23 protein-coding genes and 1 tRNA gene are annotated in these 24,154 nt (G+C 62.8%); 7 read left to right on the top strand and 17 right to left on the bottom strand.

The features are described from left to right. Positions 1-255: 255 nt before the first annotated feature. From GGQ67_RS11635 to GGQ67_RS11625, 3 genes are read right to left on the bottom strand one after another with little or no spacing between them, the layout of a single operon-like run. Positions 256-1,047, bottom strand: a complete 792-nt coding sequence (locus tag GGQ67_RS11635; RefSeq protein ID WP_183900326.1) for an anti-sigma factor family protein — start codon at positions 1,045-1,047, stop codon at positions 256-258. Then, the gene (locus GGQ67_RS11630) at positions 1,044-1,649 is read right to left on the bottom strand and encodes an RNA polymerase sigma factor (RefSeq protein ID WP_183900325.1); all 606 of its coding nucleotides are present in this window, start codon (positions 1,647-1,649) and stop codon (positions 1,044-1,046) included. Before GGQ67_RS11630 ends, GGQ67_RS11635 begins: the two co-directional genes overlap by 4 nt. Before the next feature lie 39 nt (positions 1,650-1,688). Continuing rightward, positions 1,689-2,234 (bottom strand): tetratricopeptide repeat protein, encoded by a 546-nt coding sequence (locus tag GGQ67_RS11625; RefSeq protein WP_183900324.1) that lies wholly within the window; start codon positions 2,232-2,234, stop codon positions 1,689-1,691. 200 nt (positions 2,235-2,434) lie between these two features. On the opposite strand from GGQ67_RS11625, the gene GGQ67_RS11620 reads away from it, so the two are divergent. The 4 genes from GGQ67_RS11620 to GGQ67_RS11605 all read left to right on the top strand — a co-directional run bounded on the left by GGQ67_RS11620 (position 2,435) and on the right by GGQ67_RS11605 (position 6,664). Then, entirely contained in the window at positions 2,435-3,484 is a 1,050-nt protein-coding gene (locus GGQ67_RS11620) for a 3-oxoacyl-[acyl-carrier-protein] synthase III C-terminal domain-containing protein (protein WP_183900323.1), read from the top strand. Between the two features lie 2 nt (positions 3,485-3,486). Then, on the top strand, positions 3,487-3,987 hold the full coding sequence (locus GGQ67_RS11615) for an isoprenylcysteine carboxyl methyltransferase family protein (protein WP_183900322.1): 501 nt from the start codon (positions 3,487-3,489) through the stop codon (positions 3,985-3,987). 76 nt (positions 3,988-4,063) lie between these two features. Continuing rightward, entirely contained in the window at positions 4,064-5,311 is a 1,248-nt protein-coding gene (locus GGQ67_RS11610; protein WP_183900321.1) for an NAD(P)/FAD-dependent oxidoreductase, read from the top strand. A 132-nt stretch (positions 5,312-5,443) separates the two neighbouring features. Further along, positions 5,444-6,664, top strand: a complete 1,221-nt coding sequence (locus tag GGQ67_RS11605) for a YeeE/YedE family protein (protein WP_183900320.1) — start codon at positions 5,444-5,446, stop codon at positions 6,662-6,664. Here GGQ67_RS11605 and GGQ67_RS11600 read toward each other — a convergent pair. From GGQ67_RS11600 to GGQ67_RS11565, 8 genes are all read right to left on the bottom strand, one after another. Next, positions 6,661-7,194 (bottom strand): gluconokinase, encoded by a 534-nt coding sequence (locus tag GGQ67_RS11600; protein WP_183900319.1) that lies wholly within the window; start codon positions 7,192-7,194, stop codon positions 6,661-6,663. The genes GGQ67_RS11605 and GGQ67_RS11600 overlap by 4 nt on opposite strands. 52 nt (positions 7,195-7,246) lie before the next feature. Further along, positions 7,247-8,083 (bottom strand): dipeptide ABC transporter ATP-binding protein, encoded by an 837-nt coding sequence (locus GGQ67_RS11595; RefSeq protein ID WP_112979890.1) that lies wholly within the window; start codon positions 8,081-8,083, stop codon positions 7,247-7,249. After that, positions 8,080-8,928 carry an ABC transporter ATP-binding protein gene (locus tag GGQ67_RS11590; RefSeq protein WP_183900318.1) on the bottom strand — a complete coding sequence of 283 codons (849 nt, stop codon included), beginning with the start codon at positions 8,926-8,928 and terminating at the stop codon, positions 8,080-8,082. The genes GGQ67_RS11595 and GGQ67_RS11590 overlap by 4 nt, the downstream gene beginning before the upstream one ends. A gap of 1 nt (position 8,929) precedes the next feature. Next, positions 8,930-9,817 carry an ABC transporter permease subunit gene (locus GGQ67_RS11585; protein WP_183900317.1) on the bottom strand — a complete coding sequence of 296 codons (888 nt, stop codon included), beginning with the start codon at positions 9,815-9,817 and terminating at the stop codon, positions 8,930-8,932. Positions 9,818-9,826: 9 nt separating this feature from the next. Beyond that, a complete protein-coding gene (locus tag GGQ67_RS11580; RefSeq protein WP_183900316.1) occupies positions 9,827-10,831 on the bottom strand; it encodes an ABC transporter permease subunit in 1,005 nt (334 codons plus the stop codon). 89 nt (positions 10,832-10,920) lie between these two features. Beyond that, complete coding sequence (locus tag GGQ67_RS11575) at positions 10,921-12,516, bottom strand: ABC transporter substrate-binding protein (protein ID WP_183900315.1); 1,596 nt, start codon at positions 12,514-12,516, stop codon at positions 10,921-10,923. Positions 12,517-12,853: 337 nt separating this feature from the next. Beyond that, positions 12,854-13,336 (bottom strand): iron-responsive transcriptional regulator RirA, encoded by a 483-nt coding sequence (gene rirA / locus GGQ67_RS11570; protein WP_183900314.1) that lies wholly within the window; start codon positions 13,334-13,336, stop codon positions 12,854-12,856. A gap of 180 nt (positions 13,337-13,516) precedes the next feature. Beyond that, on the bottom strand, positions 13,517-15,013 hold the full coding sequence (locus GGQ67_RS11565) for a CoA-acylating methylmalonate-semialdehyde dehydrogenase (protein ID WP_183900313.1): 1,497 nt from the start codon (positions 15,011-15,013) through the stop codon (positions 13,517-13,519). Between the two features lie 120 nt (positions 15,014-15,133). Between GGQ67_RS11565 and GGQ67_RS11560 the strand changes: the two genes are divergently transcribed. Next, positions 15,134-16,015, top strand: coding sequence for a LysR family transcriptional regulator (locus tag GGQ67_RS11560; RefSeq protein WP_183900312.1), 882 nt, complete (start codon positions 15,134-15,136; stop codon positions 16,013-16,015). A 52-nt stretch (positions 16,016-16,067) separates the two neighbouring features. On the opposite strand, the gene GGQ67_RS11555 is transcribed toward GGQ67_RS11560, so the two are convergent. The 4 genes from GGQ67_RS11555 to GGQ67_RS11540 form a co-directional block, all read right to left on the bottom strand. Then, complete coding sequence (locus GGQ67_RS11555; RefSeq protein WP_183900311.1) at positions 16,068-16,226, bottom strand: hypothetical protein; 159 nt, start codon at positions 16,224-16,226, stop codon at positions 16,068-16,070. 26 nt (positions 16,227-16,252) lie between these two features. After that, on the bottom strand, positions 16,253-16,723 hold the full coding sequence (locus GGQ67_RS11550; protein WP_183900310.1) for a DUF4174 domain-containing protein: 471 nt from the start codon (positions 16,721-16,723) through the stop codon (positions 16,253-16,255). A gap of 85 nt (positions 16,724-16,808) precedes the next feature. Further along, a complete protein-coding gene (locus GGQ67_RS11545; protein ID WP_183900309.1) occupies positions 16,809-17,270 on the bottom strand; it encodes a hypothetical protein in 462 nt (153 codons plus the stop codon). Between the two features lie 210 nt (positions 17,271-17,480). Next, positions 17,481-17,726, bottom strand: a complete 246-nt coding sequence (locus GGQ67_RS11540; protein WP_183900308.1) for a helix-turn-helix domain-containing protein — start codon at positions 17,724-17,726, stop codon at positions 17,481-17,483. A 365-nt stretch (positions 17,727-18,091) separates the two neighbouring features. Here GGQ67_RS11540 and GGQ67_RS11535 point away from each other — a divergent pair, with 365 nt between their 5' ends. Then, the gene (locus GGQ67_RS11535; RefSeq protein WP_183900307.1) at positions 18,092-18,973 is read left to right on the top strand and encodes a universal stress protein; all 882 of its coding nucleotides are present in this window, start codon (positions 18,092-18,094) and stop codon (positions 18,971-18,973) included. Positions 18,974-19,028: 55 nt separating this feature from the next. Here GGQ67_RS11535 and GGQ67_RS11530 read toward each other — a convergent pair. After that, positions 19,029-19,105: transfer RNA gene (locus GGQ67_RS11530), tRNA-His, on the bottom strand. Positions 19,106-19,232: 127 nt separating this feature from the next. After that, entirely contained in the window at positions 19,233-19,676 is a 444-nt protein-coding gene (locus GGQ67_RS11525; protein WP_183900306.1) for a phasin, read from the bottom strand. A 213-nt stretch (positions 19,677-19,889) separates the two neighbouring features. On the opposite strand from GGQ67_RS11525, the gene GGQ67_RS11520 reads away from it, so the two are divergent. Next, positions 19,890-23,939 (top strand): sensor histidine kinase, encoded by a 4,050-nt coding sequence (locus GGQ67_RS11520; protein ID WP_183900305.1) that lies wholly within the window; start codon positions 19,890-19,892, stop codon positions 23,937-23,939. Positions 23,940-24,154: the final 215 nt, after the last annotated feature.

Genomic DNA, 24,154 nt, shown 5'->3' with positions numbered 1-24,154 from the left:
GGCCCGCAAACTCGTCATTCTCGCCAACACAATCCTCACCCGACAGACCGAATGGACGCCGAAATATGTGAAAGGATGAGACATGGTTGCTCCCCGCTGGGGAGAAGAGACTCGGGGCTGGCCGCTCGCTCCACCCTCCCTTCTCCCCCGCGGGGAGAAGGTGGCCCGAAGGGTCGGATGAGGGGGCTCCGGGCGCTAATTTTTCGGTTAAACATTTGGTATCTTTGGCATTTTCCGTTGCGCCTTGGGCACCCTTCAAGCAGCCAACCGCGTCCTCACATCGGCCGCCAGCGCCTGCATACGCTGCGGCGGCGCGCGGCCGATCAGCATGAAGGCGTGAGTTTTGTCGGACCAGTAGACGACGTTCATTCCCTTGCGGGCTTCTGCCACAGGCGGTCTGGCGCCATCGTCGGAGCGGACGATGCAAAGCGCCAGCGGTCCCGTCTCTGGATCGAGGTAGGCAAGCTGGGCGAGCGGCTTGTCGTCATATTGCAGAAGCATCGCCCGCTTGAAATCGATGCCCGATAGCGCCACGGCTTCCGGCGAGAGGCTGAGCCCGAGCCTTGCTTCGACAGCCGCCAGCTGCGCTTGCTGCGACGCAAGCGACGGCACCGGCCCGGCCAGCGTTTCGGGCGTGTAGAGCGCGATGTATTCGGCGACGGTCGCGCGCCATTCGCTGCTTTCGTCGGGGGCGGCGAGCTTCCGGCTCAGGCCGATGAAGGCGCGGTCGGCGATGACGCCGGCCACGAGGCAGGCGGCAAGCGCGCCGATAAAGCGGCGGCGGCCGGGGTTTGCGGGCGTCGCCACCGGTGCGGCGGAGAGACGCGAGAGGATGGCTTCGAGCTCGGCCTTCGGCGCCTGCGACAGCAGCGGATCGAAGGCTTGCGCGAAGGGCAGGCTGGCGCGGGACAGGAACGCGAGCCGGGCGGCGAGCTCGGCGTCCGTTTCCAACAGCGCTTCGAGGCGCGCGGCCTCGGTGGGTGGCAGTTCGCCGTCGAGATAGGCGGTCAGCGCCTCGTCGGAGGGGATCGTGGTCTTGTCGGTCATCGTCCGCCCTCCTCTTTCAGATTGCCGGCCAGCGCGGCGCGGGCGGCGGCGAGCCGGCTCATGACGGTGCCGATCGGAATATCGAGCACGGCGGCCACCTCCTTGTAGGACAGGCCCTCGACATAGGCCAGGAAGACCGCGGCACGCTGCGCGTCTGGCAACGCGCCGACGAGACGAAGCACCTGCGCGGCCATGACATGCGCCTCCGTTTCACGCGCGCCATCGACGACGAGCGCCTGCTCGGCATCGACGAAGCCCTGCCCTTGCCGGACCCGCCGCGAGCGGATTTCATTGAGCCAGATCGAATGCAGAATGGCAAACAGCCAGCGGTCGAGCCGGGTGCCCGGCTGAAACTGCGTGGCCTTCTCGAGCGCGCGCACGCAGGTCTGCTGCACCAGATCGTCGGCCACGTCGCGGCGATGCGAGAGCACGAGACCATAGCGCCAGAGCCGCGACAGGTTTTCCGTCAGACCGCTCCTGATGTCGGTTTCGCTTGCGATGGCCGCCTCCGCCACGGGGTTTGCCGTGGACCGCGCCGGGCGAGCCGACGCGGTCCTGTTGGCGTGACTATAGGCAGGAAATGTCGTGTAGGCGACGACCATCGGCATGTTCCTCGTCACATTATCGGGCGTTCCCGCTCCTCAGATCTTCGACGGATCGGTGATCGCTTCGTTGAGATCGCGATATTCCTCGCAACTCGTGCCGCACAGCGTCTTGATGGTGCCGAGCTGGTCCTTGGCGAGATCGATGCGACCCTTGATGACATAGGCTTCGCCGAGATATTCGCGGACCTTGGCATATTGCGGATCGAGCTGGACCGACTTCAGATAGTAGCCGATGCCCTCATCCGTGCGTCCAAGCTTACGCGTCGCGTAGCCGCGATAGTTCAGGGCCTCGGCTGTGTTCTGGTCCTTCAGCGTGTCGAGCATGGCCAGCGCCTCGTCGTAACGGCCGGCCTTGGCCAGCGAATAGGCGTACTCGGTGCGGTTCTCGTCGGTGATGTTGGCGCCCGACTGCTTGACGCATTTCTGCGTCTTCTTGTCGTAGACCTCACCCTTCTTGCAGGTCGGCGTGGTGGCGCCGCCGCTATCGTCGCCGCCGGCGGCGAAAGCAGGCGCGGCGAACGCGAAGGCGGCGATCGCGCCGCTGATCAGGACGGATGCAATCCGAGAGGTTGCTGAGGTCATGGAATATCTCCTTCGGGACAATGTCTGAGACACGGTTGGTCTTGAGGACAGGGTTGCGGCGAATGAACACGGCAGCCGGCGGGTTTATTCGGCGGGCGTCCCGATTTTTCCGATCACCGTTTCGTGAGAGCCGGCGGCGAATAAAGCCCGGTCTGGCGTGTTTGCTCCGCGTGCGCCGGGGGACGAACAGGAGCATTTTCGTGAACGAGACCGTCAAACTACTCAGCCTCGCCACCGCGGCGCCACTGCATGTCATCACGCAGGAGGAGGCCGCGGAGACCTCGGCGCGGCTGTTTTCCAGCCGGCTCAAAGACTTCGCGCATCTCGCGCCCGTCTTCACCAATGCCGGCATCCGCACGCGCCATGCCGCGCGGCCACTCTCATGGTTCACCGAGCCGCATGGCTGGCAAGACCGCATGCAGGCCTATCAGGAGGAGGCGCGCAGCCTGTTTCGGCGGACCGTGACGGCGGCGCTCGATAAGGCTGGCCTCAGGGGAGCCGATGTCGACTGCATCGTCACGGTCTCCTCGACCGGCATCGCGACGCCGAGCCTCGATGCGCAGCTGGCCTCCGAGATCGGGTTTCGGACGGATGTGGAGCGCCTGCCGGTGTTCGGCCTCGGTTGCGCGGCCGGCGTTTCGGGCTTCGCGATCGCGGCGCGGCTGGCGAAAGCAAGGCCCGGCGCGACAGTGCTCTTTGTCTCGATCGAGCTCTGCACGCTGGCCTTCCGGCTCGACGAGTTGACGCGGGCGAATATCATCGCCACGGCGCTGTTCGGCGATGGAGCGGCGGCCTGTATCTTGCGCGCCGGGCCGGAAGGGCTTGCCGCGGTCGAATCCACCGGGGAGCATCTGTTTCCCGATACGCTGGGGATCATGGGCTGGAAGATCGACGATACCGGCTTCGGGATCGTGCTGGCGCAATCCCTGCCGCCCTTCGCGGAGAAGGAGCTGGGGCCGGCCATCGACGGGATACTTGGTCGCAACGGGCTGAGGCGCGCGGATATCGACCGCTTCATCTGCCATCCCGGCGGGGCCCGCGTGCTGGCGGCGCTGGGGACCGCGCTATCGATCCCGTCCTCGGCGCTCGACCATGAGCGGGCGGTGCTTGAGGAATATGGCAACATGTCGTCTCCGACGGTGCTTTTCGTGCTTGAGCGGGTGCTGCGCGAGGGATTGCCCGAGCGGGCGGCGATGATCGCGATGGGGCCGGGTTTTTCGGCCAGCTGCGTGACGTTGACGAGGGCCTGACGATGTGGCCCTCGATCCTCATCCTCGGTCTCGTGTCGCTGCAACGGCTGGCAGAGCTCATCATCGCGCGGCGCAATACCCGCGCACTCATGGCGCGCGGCGCTCGCGAGATCGGCGCCGACCACTATCCGGTCATGGTGGCACTGCATGCGAGCTGGCTTGCCGGGCTCTGGTTCTTGGCGCCCGGCCATTCTGTCCAGCCGATATGGTTCATGCTCTTCGTCGTACTGCAGCTTGGCCGGCTCTGGGTTCTGGCCACGCTCAAGGGGCGGTGGACGACGCGGATCATCGTGCTGCCGGGGGCGCCGCTGGTGCGCGAGGGACCGTATCGACTGTTGTCGCATCCCAACTACGCGGTCGTGATCGGCGAGATCGCGGTGTTGCCGCTGGCGTTCGGCTTGCCGCTCTTCGCCGCCGTCTTCTCCATCTTGAACGGGCTGATGCTGTGGCTTCGCATCTCGGTGGAGAACCGCGCGCTGAAGACGGCAATGTTTTTGAAATGAATGCGATTTTTCATTTGCACGCGGCTTGGCAGAGGGGCATTTTCGATCGCGATAATATCGTGGGTTTCGTGGGAAAATGACGAAGAACGTAATCGTGCTTGGAGCCGGCATCGTCGGCGTATCGACGGCCATTCATCTGCAGCGGCGCGGACGGCAGGTGACATTGATCGATCGCAAGCCGCCGGGCAACGGCACATCCTTCGGCAATGCCGGATTGATCCAGCGCGAGGGCGTGGTGCCCTATGGCTTCCCTCAGCAGCTCGGGCTTCTTGTCCGCTACGCCTTCAACAACCGTATCGACGCGCATTATCACCTCAACGCTTTGCCGAAGCAGCTCTCCTTCCTGGCGCGCTACTGGTGGCACTCCAACACCAAGCGTCACCAGATGATCTCGAAGGCCTATGCGCCGCTGATCGCGCATTCGATCTCCGAGCACAACGACCTGATCGAGGCGGCAGGCGCCGAGCATCTGATCCGCAAGAACGGCTGGATCGAAGTGTTCCGTACTGGTGAAAAACGCGACGCGGAATTCGCCGAGGCCGAACGCTTGCAGCGGGAATTCGGCGTGGGCTTCGATCGGCTGGATACCGGCGATCTGGCGCGGCTTGAGCCTGATCTCAATCTCGGCTTCGTCGGCGCGTTGAAGTGGCGCGATCCGTGGTCGGTCACCAATCCGCAGGCACTGACGGCAAGCTATCTGCGCTATTTCGAAAGCATCGGCGGTCGCTTTATCACCGGGGATGCGAACTCCTTCGGCAAGTTCGGCGCCGGTTGGAAGATCGCGACCGACGAGGGTCCCGTGGAGGCCGACGAGGCGGTGATGGCGCTCGGGCCATGGGCGGCGGTCGCGACGAAGAGGCTCGGCTACGCCTTCCCGCTCGGGGTTAAGCGCGGCTATCACATGCATTATTCGGCGAAAGGCAACGCCGTGCTTAACAACACCGTGGCCGACACGGAGCTCGGCTATCTGATGGCGCCCATGGAAAACGGCATCCGCCTGACGACGGGCGCCGAGTTCGCGGCGATCGACGCGCCAAAGACGCCGGTGCAGCTCGACCGCGCCGAAACGGTGGCGCGCGGCGTGTTCCCGCTCGGCGAGCGGCTCGACCCGGAACCCTGGATGGGCGCCCGCCCCTGCACGCCCGACATGAAGCCTGTTATCGGCAAGGCGCCGCGCCACGAGGGCCTGTGGTTCGCCTTCGGCCACGCGCATCACGGGCTGACGCTCGGGCCGGTGACCGGCAGGGCGCTGGCGGAGCAGATGACGGGCGAAAAGCCTTTCGTCGACATCTCCGCCTATTCGCCGCAGCGGTTTAATCCGTAGAGATCATTGCTTTTCGCATTTTAGCCCACGGAGAGGACAGGAATCCGCCCCGGCGGCGGATGACGCAACGTGATTCCTACACGACGGGCGGGATAATCCTTAAAACGAGCGGGAAACGTTAGGAAATTTCTCATGTCCATTGCCTCCACCTCCGTTCTCGAAACCCGCGAACCCTCGCTCGGCACGCCGGGCCTCGGCTCCCTGCTCGTTCTCGTTCTCGGGACGCTGCTGCTCGGCTATTATTACGGCCCGGCACAGGGTGCGCTGTTCCTCGTCGGCGGCGCGCTCGGTATCGCGCTTTATCACGCCGCCTTCGGCTTCACCTCCGCCTGGCGCGTCTTCATCATGGATGGACGCGGGCGCGGCCTGCGCGTGCAGATGATCCTGCTTGCCATCGCCGTCGTGTTGTTCTTCCCGTTTCTCGCCAGCGGCACGCTGTTCGGCAATGAGGTAAGGGGCTCGGTGGCGCCGGCAGGCATCGGTGTCATCGTCGGCGCCTTCATGTTCGGTATCGGCATGCAGCTCGGTGGCGGTTGCGCTTCCGGCACGCTGTTCACGGCGGGCGGCGGCAATGCACGCATGCTGGTGACGCTGTTCTTCTTCGTCGTCGGCTCGCTGCTCGGCACCGTCAACTTCGACTGGTGGGTGAGCCTGCCATCGCTGCCGCCGACATCGCTGGTGACGAGCTTCGGCGCCACGGGCGGCATCGCGGTTTCGCTGCTCATCTTCGCCGCCATTGCCGGCCTGACGATATTGGTCGAAAAGCGCTGGCATGGATCGCTGGAAGTGGCCGCCCCCTCGCCACGCCGGGGCATTTCCCGCTTCCTGCGCGGCCCCTGGCCGCTGGTGCTCGGCGCCGTCGCATTGGCGCTGCTCAACTTCGCGACGCTGTCGATCGCCGGACGTCCCTGGGGTGTCACCTCGGCATTTGCGCTGTGGGGCGCCAAGGGCGCGCAGCTGATCGGCATCGATCCGACCGCCTGGTCATACTGGCAGACGCCCGCCAACGCCAAGGCGCTCTCCGACAGCGTATTCGCCGACATCACCTCGGTGATGAATTTCGGCATCATCGCCGGCGCCATGCTCGCTTCATCGCTGGCCGGTCGCTTCGCGCCGAGCTGGGATATCCCGCTGCGCTCGCTGCTGGCCGCCGTCATCGGCGGGCTGCTGCTCGGATACGGCGCGCGCATCGCCTATGGCTGCAACGTCGGCGCCTATTTCTCCGGCATCGCGTCGGGCAGCCTGCATGGCTATCTCTGGGCAGTGGCGGCCTTCGCGGGCAACATCATCGGCGTCCGCCTGCGGCCCTACTTCTTCTTCGAGAAGAAGATCCTGCTCAGGAACGACGGCTAGGAAATCACCAAAGCCTTGAGATCGCGGAGCGCCGTCTTCGCGATCTCGTCGATCGTCCCATCGATATCGACGGTGACGACGCCGGGTTCTCCGGTCGGAACTTCCAGTGTCGCAAGCTGGTTTTCGAGCAGGGAGAGCGGCATGAAGTGGCCCTTGCGGGCGCCCATGCGCTCGGTCAAAAGCTCTCTGGAGCCGTGCAGGTAGACGAAGAACAGGTTGCCGTCGACAGCGGCGCGCAGGCGGTCGCGGTAGCTCTTCTTCAGCGCCGAGCAGGACAGGACGATGCCCTCGCCGCGGTCGAGCGCCGCCTTCATGGTCTTGCCGATGATATCGAGCCAGGGCATGCGGTCATCGTCGGTGAGCGGGATGCCTTTCGACATCTTCTCCACATTGGACGCCGGATGCAGCGAATCGCCTTCGGTGAATTCGACGGCGAGCGCTTCCGCCATCGCCTCGCCCACGGACGACTTGCCGGAGCCGCTGACCCCCATGACGATGATGGCATGGGGGCGCGTGTTTTGTCCTGACATTCCGGAATCTCTCCTCACCTCGGCATGATCCGCCGTGTCAGGAGACCCAAGCTTACGACGCGATGGCCGCATTCTTGCGGGCGAGACGTGCCCTGATGGTGTCGACATCGGCGCGCGGCGTCGCCGCGAACAATGTCTTGGTATAGCTGTGCTGCGGGTCGTTGAAAACCTGGTCCCGCGATCCGTATTCGACGGCCTCGCCGTAATACATGACCATGACGTCATCGGCCATGTAGCGAACGACCGAGAGGTCGTGGCTGATGAAGACGTAGGTCAGGTTCAGCTCGTCCTGCAGGTCGGCGAGCAGGTTCAGCACCTGTGCCTGCACCGAAAGATCGAGTGCGGAGACCGGCTCGTCCAAGACCAGAAGCCGCGGCTTCAGCATCAGCGCGCGGGCAATCGCGATACGCTGGCGCTGACCGCCGGAGAACATGTGCGGATAGCGGTTGAAGTGGACGTCCTGCAGGCCGACCTTCTTCAGCATCGACATCGCCAGTTCGCGGCGTTCGGCGGCGGGCGTGTTGGTGTTGATGATCAGCGGCTCCATCAGGATGTCGCCGATCTTCTTGCGCGGGTTCAGCGAACCATAGGGGTTCTGGAAGACGATCTGCACCTTGCGGCGCATCTCTGGCGTCAGGTCGCCGGCGGCGATATCCACCTTCTTGCCGTCGATGAACAGTTCGCCGTCGCTTGCCGGATCGATCATGGTGATGATGCGGGCGAGCGTCGACTTGCCGCAGCCGCTTTCACCGACGATGGCGAGCGTCTTGCCCTCATCGACCTTGAAGTTCACGCCCTTGACGGCGTGCACGGTCTTTTCCTTCTTGAACAGGCCGCCCGGCAGAAAGTAGTTGCGGACGATGTTCTTGCCTTCGAGGACTGGCGTCATTGGGCCGCTCCCTCACTCGTCTGTTTGAAAATTTCGCCGATGGTCGGCAGGCGGTCGCCGGTGGCGTTGTCGGGCAGAGCCGCGAGCAGCGCGCGGGTGTAATCGCTCTTCGGTGCTTCGAACAGCGACAGCACATCGGCTTCTTCCATCTTGCGACCCTTGTACTGCACGATCACGCGATCGGCGGTCTCGGCGACGACACCCATGTTGTGGGTGATCATGATGAGGCCCATGCCGTGTTCCGTCTGCAGGCGCATCAGGAGATCGAGGATCTGCTTCTGGATCGTGACGTCGAGTGCTGTGGTCGGCTCGTCGGCGATCAGGAGCTTCGGATTGCAGGCGATCGCGATGGCGATCATCACGCGCTGGCACTGGCCGCCCGACATCTGGTGCGGGAAATGGCCGAGGCGCTCGGCGGGGTTCGGAATGCCGACGGCGTCGAAAAGCTCGATGGCGCGCTTGCGGCGTTCCGCCTTGCCGAGACCGAGGTGAATGCGCAGCACTTCCTCGATCTGGAAGCCGACCGTGAAGCACGGGTTGAGGCTGGCGATCGGTTCCTGGAAGATCATCGACATGTCCTTGCCGATGATCTTGCGGCGCTCGGTTCCGGACATGCCGAGCAGGTTGCGGCCGTCGAAGACCAGCTTGTCGGCCGTGACCTTGGCGGTCCAGGGCAGAAGGCCCATGGCAGCCAGCATGGAGACGGACTTGCCAGAGCCGGATTCGCCGACGATGGCCAGGACTTCGCCGGCCGAGACCTTCATCGACACGCCATCGACAGCGCGGAAGGTGCCGGTCGAGGTCTGGAACTCGACGACGAGATTTTCGATTTCGAGAAGTGCCATATCAGGACCTCTTCAGTTTGGGATCGAGCGCATCGCGCAGACCGTCGCCCATCAGGTTGATGGCAAGAACGGTGATGAGGATGCACAGGCCCGGGAAGGTGACGAGCGACGGAGAGCTCTGGAAGAACTCGCGGGCGTCGGCGAGCATCGTGCCCCACTCGGCTGTCGGCGGCTGGGCGCCCATGCCGAGGAAGCCGAGGGCCGCCGCGTCGAGGATAGCCGCCGAAAAGGCGAGCGTTGCCTGAACGATCAGGGGTGCCACGCAGTTCGGAAGGATGGTCTTGAACATCAGACGCAGCGTCCCGGCCCCGGCAACGCGCGATGCCACGACATATTCCTTCTCGCGCTCGCTGATGACGGCGGCGCGGGTCAGGCGCACGAAGTGCGGCTGGTTGACGATCGAGATCGCGATCATCGCGTTCAGCAGGCCGGGGCCGAGAACGGCGACCAGCACGAGAGCGAGCAGCAGCGACGGGAATGCCAGGATGATATCCATGACGCGCATGATGACCGTATCGGTGCGGCCACGGAAATAACCGGCGATGAGGCCGAGCAGGACGCCGGCGACGGCCGACAGCGAGGCGACGACGAGGCCGATGAACAGCGAGAAGCGGGTGCCGAAGATCAGACGCGAGAGCATGTCGCGGCCAACCGCATCGGTGCCGAGCAGGAACTGGCTGTTGCCGCCTTCCGCCCAAGCCGGCGGCACGCGCTGCATGCCCGAAGGCACGTTCGGATCATGTGGTGCGACCCACGGCGCGAAGATGGCCAGGAGCAGCACGAAGACGAAGATGACGAGGCCGATGACCGCGCCCTTGTTGCGGGAGAAGTAGTACCAGAACTCCGAAAGGCCGGAGGGCTGGGCAGACGTGGTGTTTGTCGTGCTCATGAGCCGCTCCTAGTGTCTGATGCGTGGGTTGATGAGACCGTACATGAGATCGACGATCAGATTGACGAGCATGATGATGGCAGCGATCAGCAGCAGACCGCCCTGGACCACGGCGTAATCGCGCTTGAAGACCGCATCGACCATCCACTTGCCGATACCCGGCCAGGAGAAGATGGTTTCCGTCAGGATGGCGCCGCCAAGCAGAACGCCGACCTGCAGGCCGATCGAGGTGACAACAGGGATCATGGCGTTGCGCAGCGCATGCACGCCGACAACCCGAAGAGGCGCGAGGCCCTTGGAGCGGGCGGTGCGAACGTAATCCTCGCCGAGAACCTCGAGCATGGCCGAGCGGGTCTGGCGGGCGATGACGGCGAGCGGGATGGTGCCGAGAACGATGGTAGGCAGGATCAGCGACCGGAAGGCCGACTTGAACGCGCCGGCCTGACCGGACAGCAGACTGTCGATCAGCATGAAGCCGGTGACCGGCTTGAAGAAGTACATCAACGAGATACGGCCGGAGACGGGCGTCCACTGCAGCGTATTCGAGAAGAGAACGATGAGGAGCAGGCCCCACCAGAAGATCGGCATCGAATAGCCGACAAGCGCCACGCCCATGACACCCTGGTCGAACCATGTCCCCCTCTTCACGGCGGCGAAGATGCCCGCCGGGATGCCGAGGATGATGGCGAACAGGATGGCGCAGAGCGCCAGCTCCATCGTGGCCGGAAACAGCGAAATGAATTCCTGCAGGACCGGACGCTTGGTGACGATGGACGAGCCGAAATCGCCCTGCACGAGATTACCGAGGTAATCGATGTACTGGACGTAGAGCGGCCGGTCGAGGCCAAGGTCGCTCATGATCTTGGCATAGCGCTCCGGCGCCATGACGCGTTCGCCCGACATCAGCATGACGGGATCTCCCGGCAGCAGGCGGATGAACGAGAAGGCGATGATGGAGACACCAAGGAAGGTGGGAATCAGGACCGCTAGGCGCCCGATGAAAAAACGAAACATATCAGATGTCCATATTAGTCCGGCGGTCAGGTATCAAACCTGACCGCCGGCCAAGCCCGATCTTGTCGGGCATCTTTGCATAGTTTTGGTTATTCGGCGATATCAACGCCATCGAAGCGGTGAACACCGACCGGATCCTGCACATAGCCCGAAACCTTGGCGCTCATCGGAACGAATTCCGTCGAGTGATCGATCGTTGCCCAGGGCGCTTCCTTCTTGAAGATGACCTGAGCTTCTTCGTAGAGCTTGGTGCGCTCGGCAACGTCGGCGGTCGTCTTGGCCTTCTTCACGAGGGCGTCGAAGTCCTTGTTGCACCACTGAGCGCGGTTGTTGCCGCCGACGGCTTCGCAGCCGAGCAGCGTGTCGAGGAAGTTGTCCGGATCACCATTGTCACCGGTCCAGCCGAGGATGGCGGCGCCGTCGCGCTTAACGTCCTTGGAGAGCTTCAGGTATTCGGCCCATTCGTAGCTGACGATCTCGACCTTGACGCCGACCTTTGCGAGGTCAGCCTGCATCAGCTCGGCGGCGCGACGTGCGTTCAGCATGTACGGACGCGAAACCGGCATGGCCCAGATCTTCATCGAGAGATCCTTGACGCCAGCGGCTTCAAGCATCTTCTTGGCTTCGTCGGGGCTGTAGGCATCGTCCTTGATGGCGTCGTTGTAGGACCACATCGTCGGCGGGATCGGGTTCTTGGCAACCTGGCCGGCGCCCTGGAAGACGGCATCGACGATCGCCTGCTTGTTGATCGCCATGTTGAGCGCCTTGCGGACCTCAGGCTTGTCGAACGGTGCCTGCTGCGTGTTGTAGGCGAGGTAGGAAACGTTCAGGCCCGGCTGTTCCAGAACCTTGAGGTTCGAATCGGCCTTGAGATCCTTGATGTCGGCGGCGTTCGGGTAAGGCATGATCTGGCATTCGCCGGCCTTCAGCTTCTGCGCGCGAACCGAAGCGTCACGGGTGATCGCGAAAACGAGATCGTCGATCTTTTCCTTGCCCTTGAAGTAGGTTTCGTTGGCCTTGTAGCGGATGACGGCATCCGGCTGGTAGGCGACGAAAGTGAACGGACCGGTGCCGAGCGGCATCTGGTTCATCTGCTCCATCTTGCCATCGGCCTGCAGCTTGTCGGCGTATTCCTTGGAAACGACCGAGGCGAAGTCCATCGCGAGGTCGGCGAGGAACGGTGCTTCCGGACGGTTCAGCGTGAACTTGACGGTGAGGTCATCGACCTTCTCGACCGACTTGATCAGCTCGGGGAAGCCCATGCCGGCCGCGTATTCGTAGGAAACGCCGGCGACGTACTTGGCCCAGGGGTGATCAGCCTTCAGCTGGCGCTCGAACGAAAATACGACGTCCTCGGCGGTCAGATCGCGGGTCGGCGTGAAGAACTCGGTGGTCTGGAACTTGACGCCCGGACGCAGCTTGAAGGTATAGGTCAGGCCGTCATCGGAAACGGTCCAGCTTTCGGCGAGGCCCGGCTCGATTTCGGTCTTGCCTTTCTGGAACTCGACCAGGCGGCTGTAGACGGTACGCGACGAGGCGTCGAAAGTGGTGCCTGCCGTGTAGATCGAGGGATCGAAGCCTTCCGGCGATCCTTCCGAGCAATACACCAGCGTCTTGGACCAAGCGGCCGACGCCATGGCAGAGGCCAAAACAGTCGCTGCCAGAAGGACAGAGATCTTTTTCATGATTTCGTTTCCCAGGTTTGTTCTTTTATACGTTTTTCTGATCCCAGAGCGCTCCTCCGGATCGAGCGCCGATGGAACGATATTTATTTGCTGAAATCAACGACCCCGGTGGAAAATTTTTCCAGTCGGACAACTTTAGTAATTTTCCGCCGAAAATAGGCCGCATTTAGAAATATTCGCGCTGGATAACCCTTGTTTTCGTCGCATTTGGTATAATTTCGCGTCGGAGACGACATATTACGACACGCTCAACGAGCGCTTTCGATCCCTTTTTGAAAACAAAACAACCGCGGCCATGCTCGATGACCGCGGTTGCGCTATATTCACGATTGCTACTTCAGGCAGCCGGCGCGACAGCCCGCGGCTTGCCGTGATGATGATCGCCGTCAAGGCCGAGCAGGAAGTTGATCTGCGGGCGCGCCTTGACCAGATCGTCGATCGAGTATTGCGTCAGCACGTCGAAGAAGGCGTTGAGCGCCTTGCGAAGCGCCGAGTTCAGGCCGCAGCTATCGACCAGCGGGCAATCGACGTCGCCATCGTCCTCGAAGCACTCCGCCATGGCGAAGCTGTCTTCGGTGACGCGCACGACATCGAAAAGGCTGATCTTGTCGGCAGGCTTGCCCAGGCGCACGCCACCGTTGCGGCCGCGCACGGTTTCGACGAGGCCGGCCTTGTTCAGCGGCTGAAGGATCTTGAACAGAAAGAGCTCGGAAACGCCGTATGCCTTGGCAATTTCCGGAATCCGGCTGAGACTGCCGTCATTGGCAGCGCAGTACATCAACATGCGAACAGCATAGTTGGTCTGCTTGGTCAAACGCATGCCGATCTCCAGATTCGTTCGTGTCAGACGCTGTATATAGTGCCTTTGATAGTTTTGAACAATTCCAAAATAGAAAAAGATGAAAAAATGAATCACGTTATAAAGGCGAGCGCCGCCCGGCCCTGAACGAAAACGGGCCCCTTACGGAGCCCGCTTCCAAAGTGTAATTTTTACAAACACTTACTTCATCGTCGGCATGACGAACTCGGCGCCGTCCTTGATGCCGGATGGCCAGCGGGCGGTAATCGTCTTGGTCTTCGTCCAGAACTTGATCGAGTCCGTGCCGTGCTGGTTGAGGTCGCCGAAGCTCGAAGCCTTCCAGCCGCCAAACGAGTGGTAGGCAAGCGGAACCGGGATCGGAACGTTGATGCCGATCATGCCGATATTGATGCGCGAGGCGAAGTCGCGGGCAGCATCGCCGTCACGGGTGTAGATCGCGACGCCGTTGCCGTATTCGTGCTTCATCGGCAGTTCGAGGGCTTCCTCGTAGTTCCTGGCGCGAACGACGGAGAGGACCGGCCCGAAGATTTCGGTCTTGTAGATGTCCATATCCGGCGTGACGTTGTCGAACAGGGTGCCGCCGACGAAGTAGCCGTCCTCATAGCCCTGCAGCTTGAAGCCGCGACCATCGACGACGAGCTTGGCGCCTTCTTCGACGCCCTTGTCGATCAGACCGGAGACGCGGGCCTGTGCTTCCTTGGTGACGAGCGGACCGAGGTCGGCCTTGTCATCCGTGTAAGGACCGATGCGCAGCGCCTCGATCTTCGGCGTCAGCTTCTCGACCAGGCGGTTGGCGGTTTCCTCACCGACCGGGACGGCGACGGAGATCGCCATGCAGCGCTCGCCGGCCGAACCGTAGCCAGCGCCCATCAGCGCGTTGACGGCCTGATCCATGTCTGCGTCGGGCATGATGATCATGTGGTTCTTGGCGCCGCCGAAGCACTGCGCGCGCTTGCCGTTCATCGCCGCCGTGCCGTAGACATAGCGCGCGATCGGCGTCGAGCCGACGAAGGAGACGGCGCCGATATCCGGGTCCGTGAGGATCGCGTCGACGGCGGTCTTGTCGCCATTGACGACGTTGAGGATGCCCGCCGGCAGGCCGGCCTCGATCATCAGTTCGGCCAGGCGCATCGGCACGGACGGATCGCGCTCGGAGGGCTTCAGGATGAAGGCGTTGCCGCAGGCGATGGCGGGCGCGAACATCCACATCGGGATCATGGCCGGGAAGTTGAACGGAGTGATGCCGGCGCCGACGCCGACGGCCTGGCGCATCGAGTACATGTCGATCGCCGGGCCGGCGCCCTCGGTGAACTCGCCCTTCTGCAGGTGCGGAATGCCGCAGACGAATTCGCAGACTTCGAGACCGCGAACGATGTCACCCTTGGAATCTTCGATCGTCTTGCCGTGCTCCCTGGAGAGCATGACGGCGAGTTCGTCCATATGCTTGTTCAAGAGCTCGACGAACTTGAAGAAGACGCGCGCGCGGCGCTGCGGGTTGGTGGCCGCCCACTTCGGCTGCGCGGCCTTGGCGTTTTCGACGGCGGCGCGCATCTCTTCGATGCTGGCGAGCGCGACCGTCGCCTGAACTTCGCCCGTTGCCGGGTTGTAGACGTTGCTCGAACGGCCGCTCGAGCCGACGACGTGCCTGCCGCCGATGAAATGACCAATCTCATGCATGGGTGTGCCTCCTCTGGTTTCAAAGTCTTTATTGGATGAACCAGCATCGCACTTCAATTTGCACAGATCAATGAACAGGTTTAAGCAACCGTTGTGCAAAAATTAAAGCCGGAGGCCGATTTGGACTGGGATGATGTGCGAATGTTCCTGGCCGTGGCGCGAACCGGGCAAATCCTGTCCGCCTCCAAGCGGCTCGGCGTCAACCACGCCACGCTGAGCCGACGGGTGACGACGCTGGAGGAGCGGCTGAAGACGCGGCTGCTCGTTCGGCGCACCAATGGCTGCGAGCTCACGGCCGAGGGCGAAACTTTTCTCCATGCGGCCGAGCGGATGGAGACCGAGATGCTGCGGGCGCAGGCAAGCCTCGGCCAACTCGACAGCAGCATCGCCGGCACGGTGAGGATCGGCGCGCCCGACGGCTTTGGCGTCGCGTTTCTGGCGCCGCGGCTGGGCCGGCTGATCAAGCGGCATCCGGAACTGCGGATACAGCTGGTGCCGGTTCCCCGCTCCTTCTCGCTGTCGCAGCGCGAGGCCGATATCGCGATCACGCTGGAGCGGCCGGAACAGGGCCGTCTCGTCTCCGCGAAATTGACGGACTACACGCTCGGGCTCTACGCCTCGAGGGACTATCTTCAAGCGAACGGCGCGCCCGATGATGTCGAGACGCTCAAGGAACACCCCCGCATCGGCTATGTCGAGGATCTGGTTTTCACCGCATCGCTGAACTTCTCGTCGGCGGTGATGCGCAGCTGGGATGCCGGCTTCGAGATTTCGACCGCGACCGGCCAGACGGAGGCCGTTCGCTCCGGCGCCGGCATCGGCATCCTGCACGATTACATCGCCCGGCAATATCCCGAGCTGATCCGCATCCTGCCGGATGTCTCGATCGAGCGCGCCTACTGGACGACATATCACGAAAGCGCACGCGATCTCCTGCGCGTGCGCACCGTGGTCGACTTCCTGCAGGAACTGGTGTCGGACGACCGGCGGATGTTCCTGTAGCTTGCGCCCCGCACACCTTGCTGCCGCCCTGCTTCGCGAGGCGTTGCCAGGCTCACGCGTGCTTCGCGGGCTCGTCGTTTTCATCCGGATTGGGGTTGGGCAGCTCGTCGGGTAGGGCGTCGGGCTCCGGTTCGTGGATCGGGGGCTGCGGCGCCCAATCGGGTCCCGGCATCGGCGGCGTGCCGGGCAAGGGTTCGTTTGGCACGGACATGATCCGCTCCTTTCATGATGTGTGGGTCAGAGTGGCCGGCGCTGGTTTCGAGCGGCTTCGCCCGCGCGCATCGGCATGGCATCGATGATGGCGAAAAGCTCGGCGGCCGTGATCGGCTGGTCAATCGTGAGCTTCACCGTCCCATCCTTGCCGACAAGGAAGGCCATGAATTCTCCCGGTGGCGGGGCGGCGAGATCCCGGGCCAGTTCACCGGCAAGCGCTTGCTCCTTCACATCCTCCGCGGCACCGAGAAGCGGGCGCACGGTCTTGCCACTGACCTTCAACACGACCACGTCGCGCTCCTCCAGGCCCGGCCGGGCCGCCATCAGCTGGTTTTCCTGCCGGGCGGTTCGGGAATTGTCCTTGTCGGGAAAGATCACGACGACGCGGCTGTTCCAACGGAATTGGCCAAGGCTCGCGATAACGGGCCTGTCGCGACCGTCCTCACGGTCCTTCGCTGCGCCTTCTGTCTGAAGAATAGGCGGGGGTTCCACCATGCACGCGCTCCTCTCAGACAAGGAAAACGTGTGCCGATGGCTGGAGTTCCACGATCAGCGGGAAAGGATCGGTATTGTCGGGCGATCAGGTCCGCCAGGACCGGCGCAACTGCCATGTGCCGCCGAACAGCAGAACGAAGAGCGGCACGCTGCCGTAGGACAGGTGAAATCCAGCCAGCGGCACCGACGCAAGGCCGCCGTTATCCACGGTACCGGCAAGCGGAACCCAGCCAAGCATGTAGACGGCGCGCGAGATGGCAACGGCGGTCATGATCAGGCCGCCGAGATCGATGAAGCGCATATGCTCGCGCACGGAACGCGTGAAGACGCCGAAGAAACCGGCGGTATAGGCCAGAAGCAGAAGATAGGTAGCCGCGCCGAACAGGCGGGCATCATGCAAGCGGATATCGTCGGTCGTATCGGAAAGACTGGTGCCGAGAATGGGGAGCACGACGGCCATAGCCGCGCACGCGAGCAGCATGCCGCGTTCCAGGAATTCCCCGCCATCGACCAATCGATCGCCGATGCGAAATGCACGTCGTTCCATGATGCCATCCCCACGATATCGTCCGGCTGCCGCTCAACACGATGTAGCGCCCGGCTCAACATTCGCCCTCAGGTTGCCAATATATCCTATATGGGGAGAGGTAAAACTACCTCTGGCATCGGCCCGTCCCTGCGGTTCGGGCAACACGGTTAAGGAACCGTTAAGTCGGCGGGACTGGCGACATACCGCCAGTCCCGCAAGACAACTGGATTATTCGAGGCCGAGCGAGGTCAGCGGCAGCTGCAAGGCTGCGGCGATCCGCTTGATCTTGGCCGAATCCGTATCTTCGCCGCTCTCGACTTCCTCGATTTCCGCGACGAGCAAACCACACGTCACGGCGAGATCATCAACGCTGTAGCCAATGGTCTCGCGTGCCGTTCTCAGAACTGCGGCTGCGTTGACCGGAGGGATTGGCTGGGCGTTGGATTTATCCAGATTGCTGAGCGAAATGGACATATAAGTCTCCTTCTAAAATCACTCTGAATTAACCCCCGGCGGGAAAATGGCATTCTCAATCACATTTTGCAACGCAATATGACACGGGGGGCTCCGGGCATCGCGATGATATTGATTAGCAAGGCCTTTTATACAAGGGCCAGCCGCGAAAAAATGCCGGTCCGCTGTGCGCGCGGGGATTGGCGGGTGGTTGCGGGCGCCATTTCGGGAACGCGGCGCTTCGCCGGACCATGCGATTTTCTCGCTGCGGAGTTTGTTGCAGAGCGTCATCCGCAGGCGTAAAATCACGTCGTTGGCGCCTGCGGTGCGGCCGCCCCGATGCGGTCATTGTTTGCCCGGCAGCGCCCTTTGGAGCGCGTACGGCCATGTTCACAAGCGATCGAAAAGAAGCCGATCAGGATCTCGAAAGTTATAGTCCGCTGTGCCGATCGCATGGCGGCGCGGAGGTTCTGGCGCTGCTGCCGGACCCGATGACCGCCCGGCTCTGCCTCGACCTTGCCGAGGACGCGGCACATGCCATCCATGGCTGCATGGCCGCGGCCCACATCGGATCGGAACCGATGACGCTGGTCTTTTCCGCCGAGGAGATCGATCTGATACAGTTGCGCGATCACGCCGAGGGCTCGTCCCGGCAGCGTTTCGAGCAGGTGAACCAGGCATTCGTGACCTGGCGCCGGCGCGACCCGCAACGACGCACGGTCTTTCTCGACGATTGCCGCGGCGATGTCGCCCGCTGCGTCGCGACCGAATGTGCTGCAAGCGAGCTCGTGGTGACATCGAGCCACGGGAACGCCGACGCGCAGGACGCCTTTCGCAGCGTCGTGTTCAGCCAGCACAAGCTGGTGCTGATGCCGCCCACGCGAGATTACTACCAGGGCAATCTTTTCGGCCATGTGGTGATCGGCTGGAGACAGCACGGACACGCCGAAGACACGCTGGTCGCCGCCAGGCGCTGGCTGTCGGCCGCCGCGCGGATCACCGTGCTCTGCGTCGACGATACCGACGGCAAGGCCAAGGCCAGCGCCGAAGCGCTGCTTGAACGCCTTGCGCTTCACGGACAGGTGGTCGCTATGGCCTCGGGCAGCGGTTCGATCGGCAAGGCGATCGTCGACTTCGCCCGGACGGAGAAAGCCACCTGCCTGCTCATCGGTGCCTTCAGACACGGCTATGTTCTGGAACTGCTGTTCGGCCGGATCACCCGCTACGTGCTTTCGCACGCGACCATGCCCGTGATGATGAAGCATTGAGGCCACGTCTCGACAGAGGCACAGGCCGGCTTCCTAATCTTGTCGTGGTGGGGAATGGTACGGTTGGGGGGTCTCGAACCTCCGACCTCAGGTGCCACAAACCTGCGCTCTAACCAACTGAGCTACAACCGCACAAACGTCGCTTGGCGCGACGGGGCTCACATACGGGGACTTGAAATTTAATTCAAGCCCTATCTGTCCTTAATATACAAAAAGGCCGGACAAAGGGTCCAGCCTTTTCGTTTGTCGGTGACAAAAATCAGGCGGCCTTGAAGGAAGCCATGACCTTTTCGGCTGCTTCCTTCGACGGCTTGGCAACATTTTCGGCAACCTTCTTGGAGGTTTCCTGCATGGCCTTTGCCTGCTCGATCGTCAGTTCCGCCTGCTTGCGCAGGAAGGAGGTCTGCAGCTCGAAGAATTCGGCGACGGACTTGACCGAGAGAAGCGCGTCCATGTGGCTCAGCGAGTTCTCAGCGTTGGTGCGCAGCGCGCCGATGGCCTGATGGCCGATCTCGGCGGCACCGGCCTGGGCCGTCTGGACGGTGGTTTCGAGCGTCTTGCCGGCTTCTTCGCCGGCGGCCTTCATCTTGGCATAGGCTTCGCGCGACTGCTGCGAACCCTTTTCGGCGAAATCGCGAAACGAGTCAGCGAACTTCGCGGGGTCAAAAGAGGAGATAGAAAATACGTCTTCCATTTTCGCCATTGGTGCTTGCTCCTTGGGTCTCGGCATCGTGAAAGCCTCGTTTGTTAGATGGCCATCATATAGCGCATTTTATTGTGCAGTGCAACATGATTGTGCGATGCAACCGACGTTAACCTTTTCGGCCGAAAGCCATTGGTCGCGCTGGACCGGTTTGCGACCTGTCGTTATTAATAGACCGTTAATTTGCCAGGCCCGAAGACTAAAGGTCCGCTGATGCCCGCAGTCCAGTATCCGTTCATCGACATCGCCGTGCATCCGCGAGTGCGGGAGCACTTTGCCCGTGGCGAAGCGCTGGTGCTTTTCTCGGCGGACCTTGCGCGTGCGCTCTGGGCAAACGGCTCGGGCGCCGAGCTTTTTGGCCATCCGGCCGTCTATGATCTCCTCGATCAGGGCGTCAATCGCGGCGATATCACCTACCGCCAGCTCGAGGTGACCGCCCGGCAGCTTTCACGGATCGGCGATAGCAGGAATTTCATGATCCGCATCGCGCAGGGTTTCCAGCGCGTCGCCGTGCAGGCCGCCGTTGAACTGATTGACGTTTCGGGCGAAGCGGCGGTGCTCGTGTCGCTGCCGGTCGCGACCCGCGCGCTGTCGACGGAGCAATCGGCCGCGCAGATGCTGAAGGGGCTCGACGATCCGGATACGCATATGGCCGTGATTGGCGGCGAAGGCGAGATCGTTGCCGCCTCCCCCGGTTTCCCTTCGCTCGGCGTGACGCAGCCCACCGCCAAGGCGCTGGCGACGATGGCCGGCGCGCATCCGCATGGACTGATCAAGCGGCCGGTCGCCACAGGCAAGGGTTACCTGCCTGCCGCCGTCGGGCGAATCAGTGTCGAGCCGGCGCTTTACCTGCTCTTCGCGGTGGAGACCGTGCTCGGGCGTCTCGACCCGACCGATGCCCCCGACTTATCCACAAGCCCCGTTAACCATATCGCCGCCCCTGCCGCGACATTCTCCGATGCGATCGACGCCGTCGCCGATATCGAGGATATCGAGGACGCGCCAGACGAGACCATTGCTGAGGATACCGACGTCAGTGAGGCTTCGGCGGTTGCGGCAGAGGCTTTCGAGGCGGAGACGGTGCCGGCCGATGAAGAAGCGTTCGAGGCCGGCGCGATCGAGCCTGACTTGGGGCCTAGCATGGGGGCCGGTGTGGGGCCCGGTATGGGCGAGGAAACGGCCGGGTTCAGCGATGCCGAGACCCTCGCGGATTCCGATCCTGAGCCAGAAACATTGATTGCCGAGGACAACGCCGCCGACGATATCGATGACGGCGAGGAGCCTGTGATTGTCGAGAAGCCAGCGAGCGTCGCAGAGGCGATGGCGACCGATGATGGCGAGCCGGACGAGGCGTTCCATCCGGGCGAGACGGTTGCCGATGACGACATCGCGGCTTTCGAGCCCGATGATGTGAGCGCGCAACCCGAACAGCCGCCGGCGGCTATCGAGCTCGCCGAAGACGAGGCGGTTGCCGATCAAGCACAGGCCGACATAGCCGATCCGGAGACCGATGCCGCCGGTCCTGATGATGAGGCGGAAGTGGTAGCGGCCGGGGCGGAGGCAATTTCCGACGTCGTACAGGGGGTCGAGAACGGCCGCTTCGTCTTCAAGCCGAACAGCCGGGCGACCCGTTTTGTCTGGAAGATCGATGCCGAGGGTCATTTCAGCGAGGTCTCCAGCGAGTTCGCGGAGGCTGTCGGCCCGCATGCGGCGGACATTATCGGCATCGCCTTCAGCGATGTGTCGGCGCTGTTCAACCTCGATCCCGAGGGCAAGATCTCCGAGGCGCTGGCGCGCCGCGACACCTGGTCGGGCAAGACCATTCACTGGCCGATCGAGGGTACGAGCCTCGCTGTCCCGGTCGATCTGGCGGCGCTGCCGACCTATACGCGCAGCCGCGAATTCGACGGCTTCCGCGGCTTCGGCGTCGTGCGCCTGTCCGACGCGGCGGAAGATCCGCTGGCGCTCGGCCTGACATTCGGCCCCGACGGCATCGCCTACGACGACGCGCTCGATCAGTTGAACGACGAGACCGTGACGGATGATCTCGCGGAAGAGACGCTTGCCGAGGACGACATCGACGAAGCGCCCGCTTCCGTGGCGACGACGGACGCTGCCGATGCGGGCATGGACTCGCTCGTTGACGAGGAAGAGCATTCCATTAAAGACGATACGCCTGCTCCGGCGCCAACGCAGAGCGTGGAAACACCGCGCGCCGAACCGCCGGTTTTGCGCATCGTCGAAACGCCGAACCGCCGACTGACCGACAAGATCGTGCAGTTGCATGGCGTCGGCCCCGGCCTGACAAACGCCGAGCAGGCGAATTTCCGCGAGATCGCCAAGCGTCTTGAGGCTTTTGGCGTGAATACGTCGGACGAGGATGGCGAGACGAAGCCAGCGGCTGACGAGGCGCAGAAGGCGATCGACGAGGCACCTCGAACGGACCTTATCAATGACAACGCATCGCAAGGCGATGAGGTCGTTGCCGAGACGACGGATCAGCACGAGGACAGCGCCGAGGTCTCTGGATCGGATGAGGCTGAGCAGCAGGTAGCCAACGACACCGCAGACAACGACGCTGTACTCAGTGACGCCGAGGTCCCCTCCTCTTCCGAGCAGTCGCCGGACGAACCGCTCAGCAAAACGCCGGATACGGCGAACGACGACAGCGACGACGTGACCGAAGGTCTCGAAGAGACCGTCAGCCAGATGGATATCCTGGCGAGCTTCATTCCGCCCCGGGTGAAGATGACCGATGGCTTCTCGGCCGGGATGATCGATCAGCTGCCGGTCGCCGTGCTCATTCATGCCGGCGACCAGCTCATCCATGCCAACCCCGAATTCATGCGCCTGACGGGCTACAATTCGCTGCAGGATCTGGCCGATGTCGGCGGCATAGATGCGCTGCTCCAGCGCGACGACATCGCAGACGTCAGCGCGCGTCATGACGGCATGATGCTCGTGACCATGGAAGACGACCTCGTGCCGGTATCGGCGCGCCTCCAGTCGATCCGCTGGGAAGACAGCACGGCATTGATGCTGGCGCTGATGCCTGTCGTCAGCGAGCGGCCGGCGCCTGCCCCGGACGTCGCTCCGCCCACAGACGGGCGCGCTGCCGACCGGATGATCGAAAAGGTCGCCAAGCTACAGGTGGAAGTCGAGGAACTGCGGTCGATCCTCGAGACCGCGACCGATGGCGTCGTGGTGATCGGCGCCGATGGCGACATCCGGTCGATGAACCGGTCCGCCAGCGCGCTCTTCAACTACGACGAGGACGATACGCGCGGCAAACCTTTCGTGATGCTGTTCGCGCATGAGAGCCAGAAGGCCGTGCTCGACTATATCAACGGCATTTCCAGCCACGGCGTCGCCAGCGTCCTCAATGACGGACGCGAGGTGATCGGCCGCGAGGCATCGGGCGGCTTCGTGCCGCTGTTCATGACGCTCGGACGCCTGACCTCCTCCAGCGGCTACTGCGCCGTGATCCGCGACATCACCCAGTGGAAGCGCACCGAGGACGAATTGCGCGGCGCAAAGAGCGCCGCCGAGACCGCCAACGCCCACAAGACCGATTTCCTCGCCCGCGTCAGCCACGAGATCCGCACGCCGCTCAATGCCATCATCGGCTTCTCCGACATGATGGCCGGCGAGCGGTTCGGGCCGATCGGCCACCCGCGCTACGTCGAATATGCCAACGACATCGGCCGCTCCGGCCGGCATGTGCTCGATATCGTCAACGACCTGCTCGATATTTCCAAGATCGAAGCGGGAGAGATGGATCTCGATTTCGACGCGATCAATCTCAACGAAGCGATCTCGGAAGCGGTGGCACTGCTGCAGCCGCAGGCAAACAGCCAGCGGGTGATCATCCGCACGGCGCTTTCGCATGCCGTCCCCGATGTGGTCGCCGATCTGCGCTCGATCAAGCAGATCGCGCTCAACATCCTGTCCAACGCCATCCGTTTCACGCCATCGGGCGGGCAGATCGTGGTATCGACCTCCTACGAGGCGAATGGCAGCGTCGTGCTTCGCATTCGCGACACCGGCGTGGGGATGACCCGCAGCGAACTCGACCAGGCGATGAAGCCCTTCCGGCAGGTCTCGACGCAATCGCGCCATCGCGGAGAAGGCACGGGCCTCGGCCTGCCGCTTACCAAGGCCATGGTCGATGCCAACAGGGCGATCTTCGCGATCAGCTCGACGCCCAATGAAGGGACGCTCGTCGAGATCGCGTTTCCGTCACAGCGGGTTCTGGCAAGCTAAGAAAAAAGGCAGCCAAAGGGCTGCCTGAAATTTGGGTGCTGTTCAACAAGGGCTTAGGCGGTCTAACATCATGTTGCGGGAGCGAAGGCTCCAAGCTGCCTCGTTCATATGCAGCCCCAAGTTACATTTACCTTTGACGAGGCTTTCTTAACGAAAGGTTGCCGGAGCCACGAAGCTCTGCACGGTCATATATTGTAGTTTCGCTATCATTTTAA

Origin of the sequence: Rhizobium metallidurans (genome assembly GCF_014196505.1) — a bacterium.
Taxonomy (GTDB): Bacteria; Pseudomonadota; Alphaproteobacteria; order Rhizobiales; family Rhizobiaceae; genus Rhizobium; species Rhizobium metallidurans.
The sequence above is the reverse complement of the archived record's forward strand: the minus strand, read 5'-3'. Positions and strand labels throughout refer to the sequence as shown.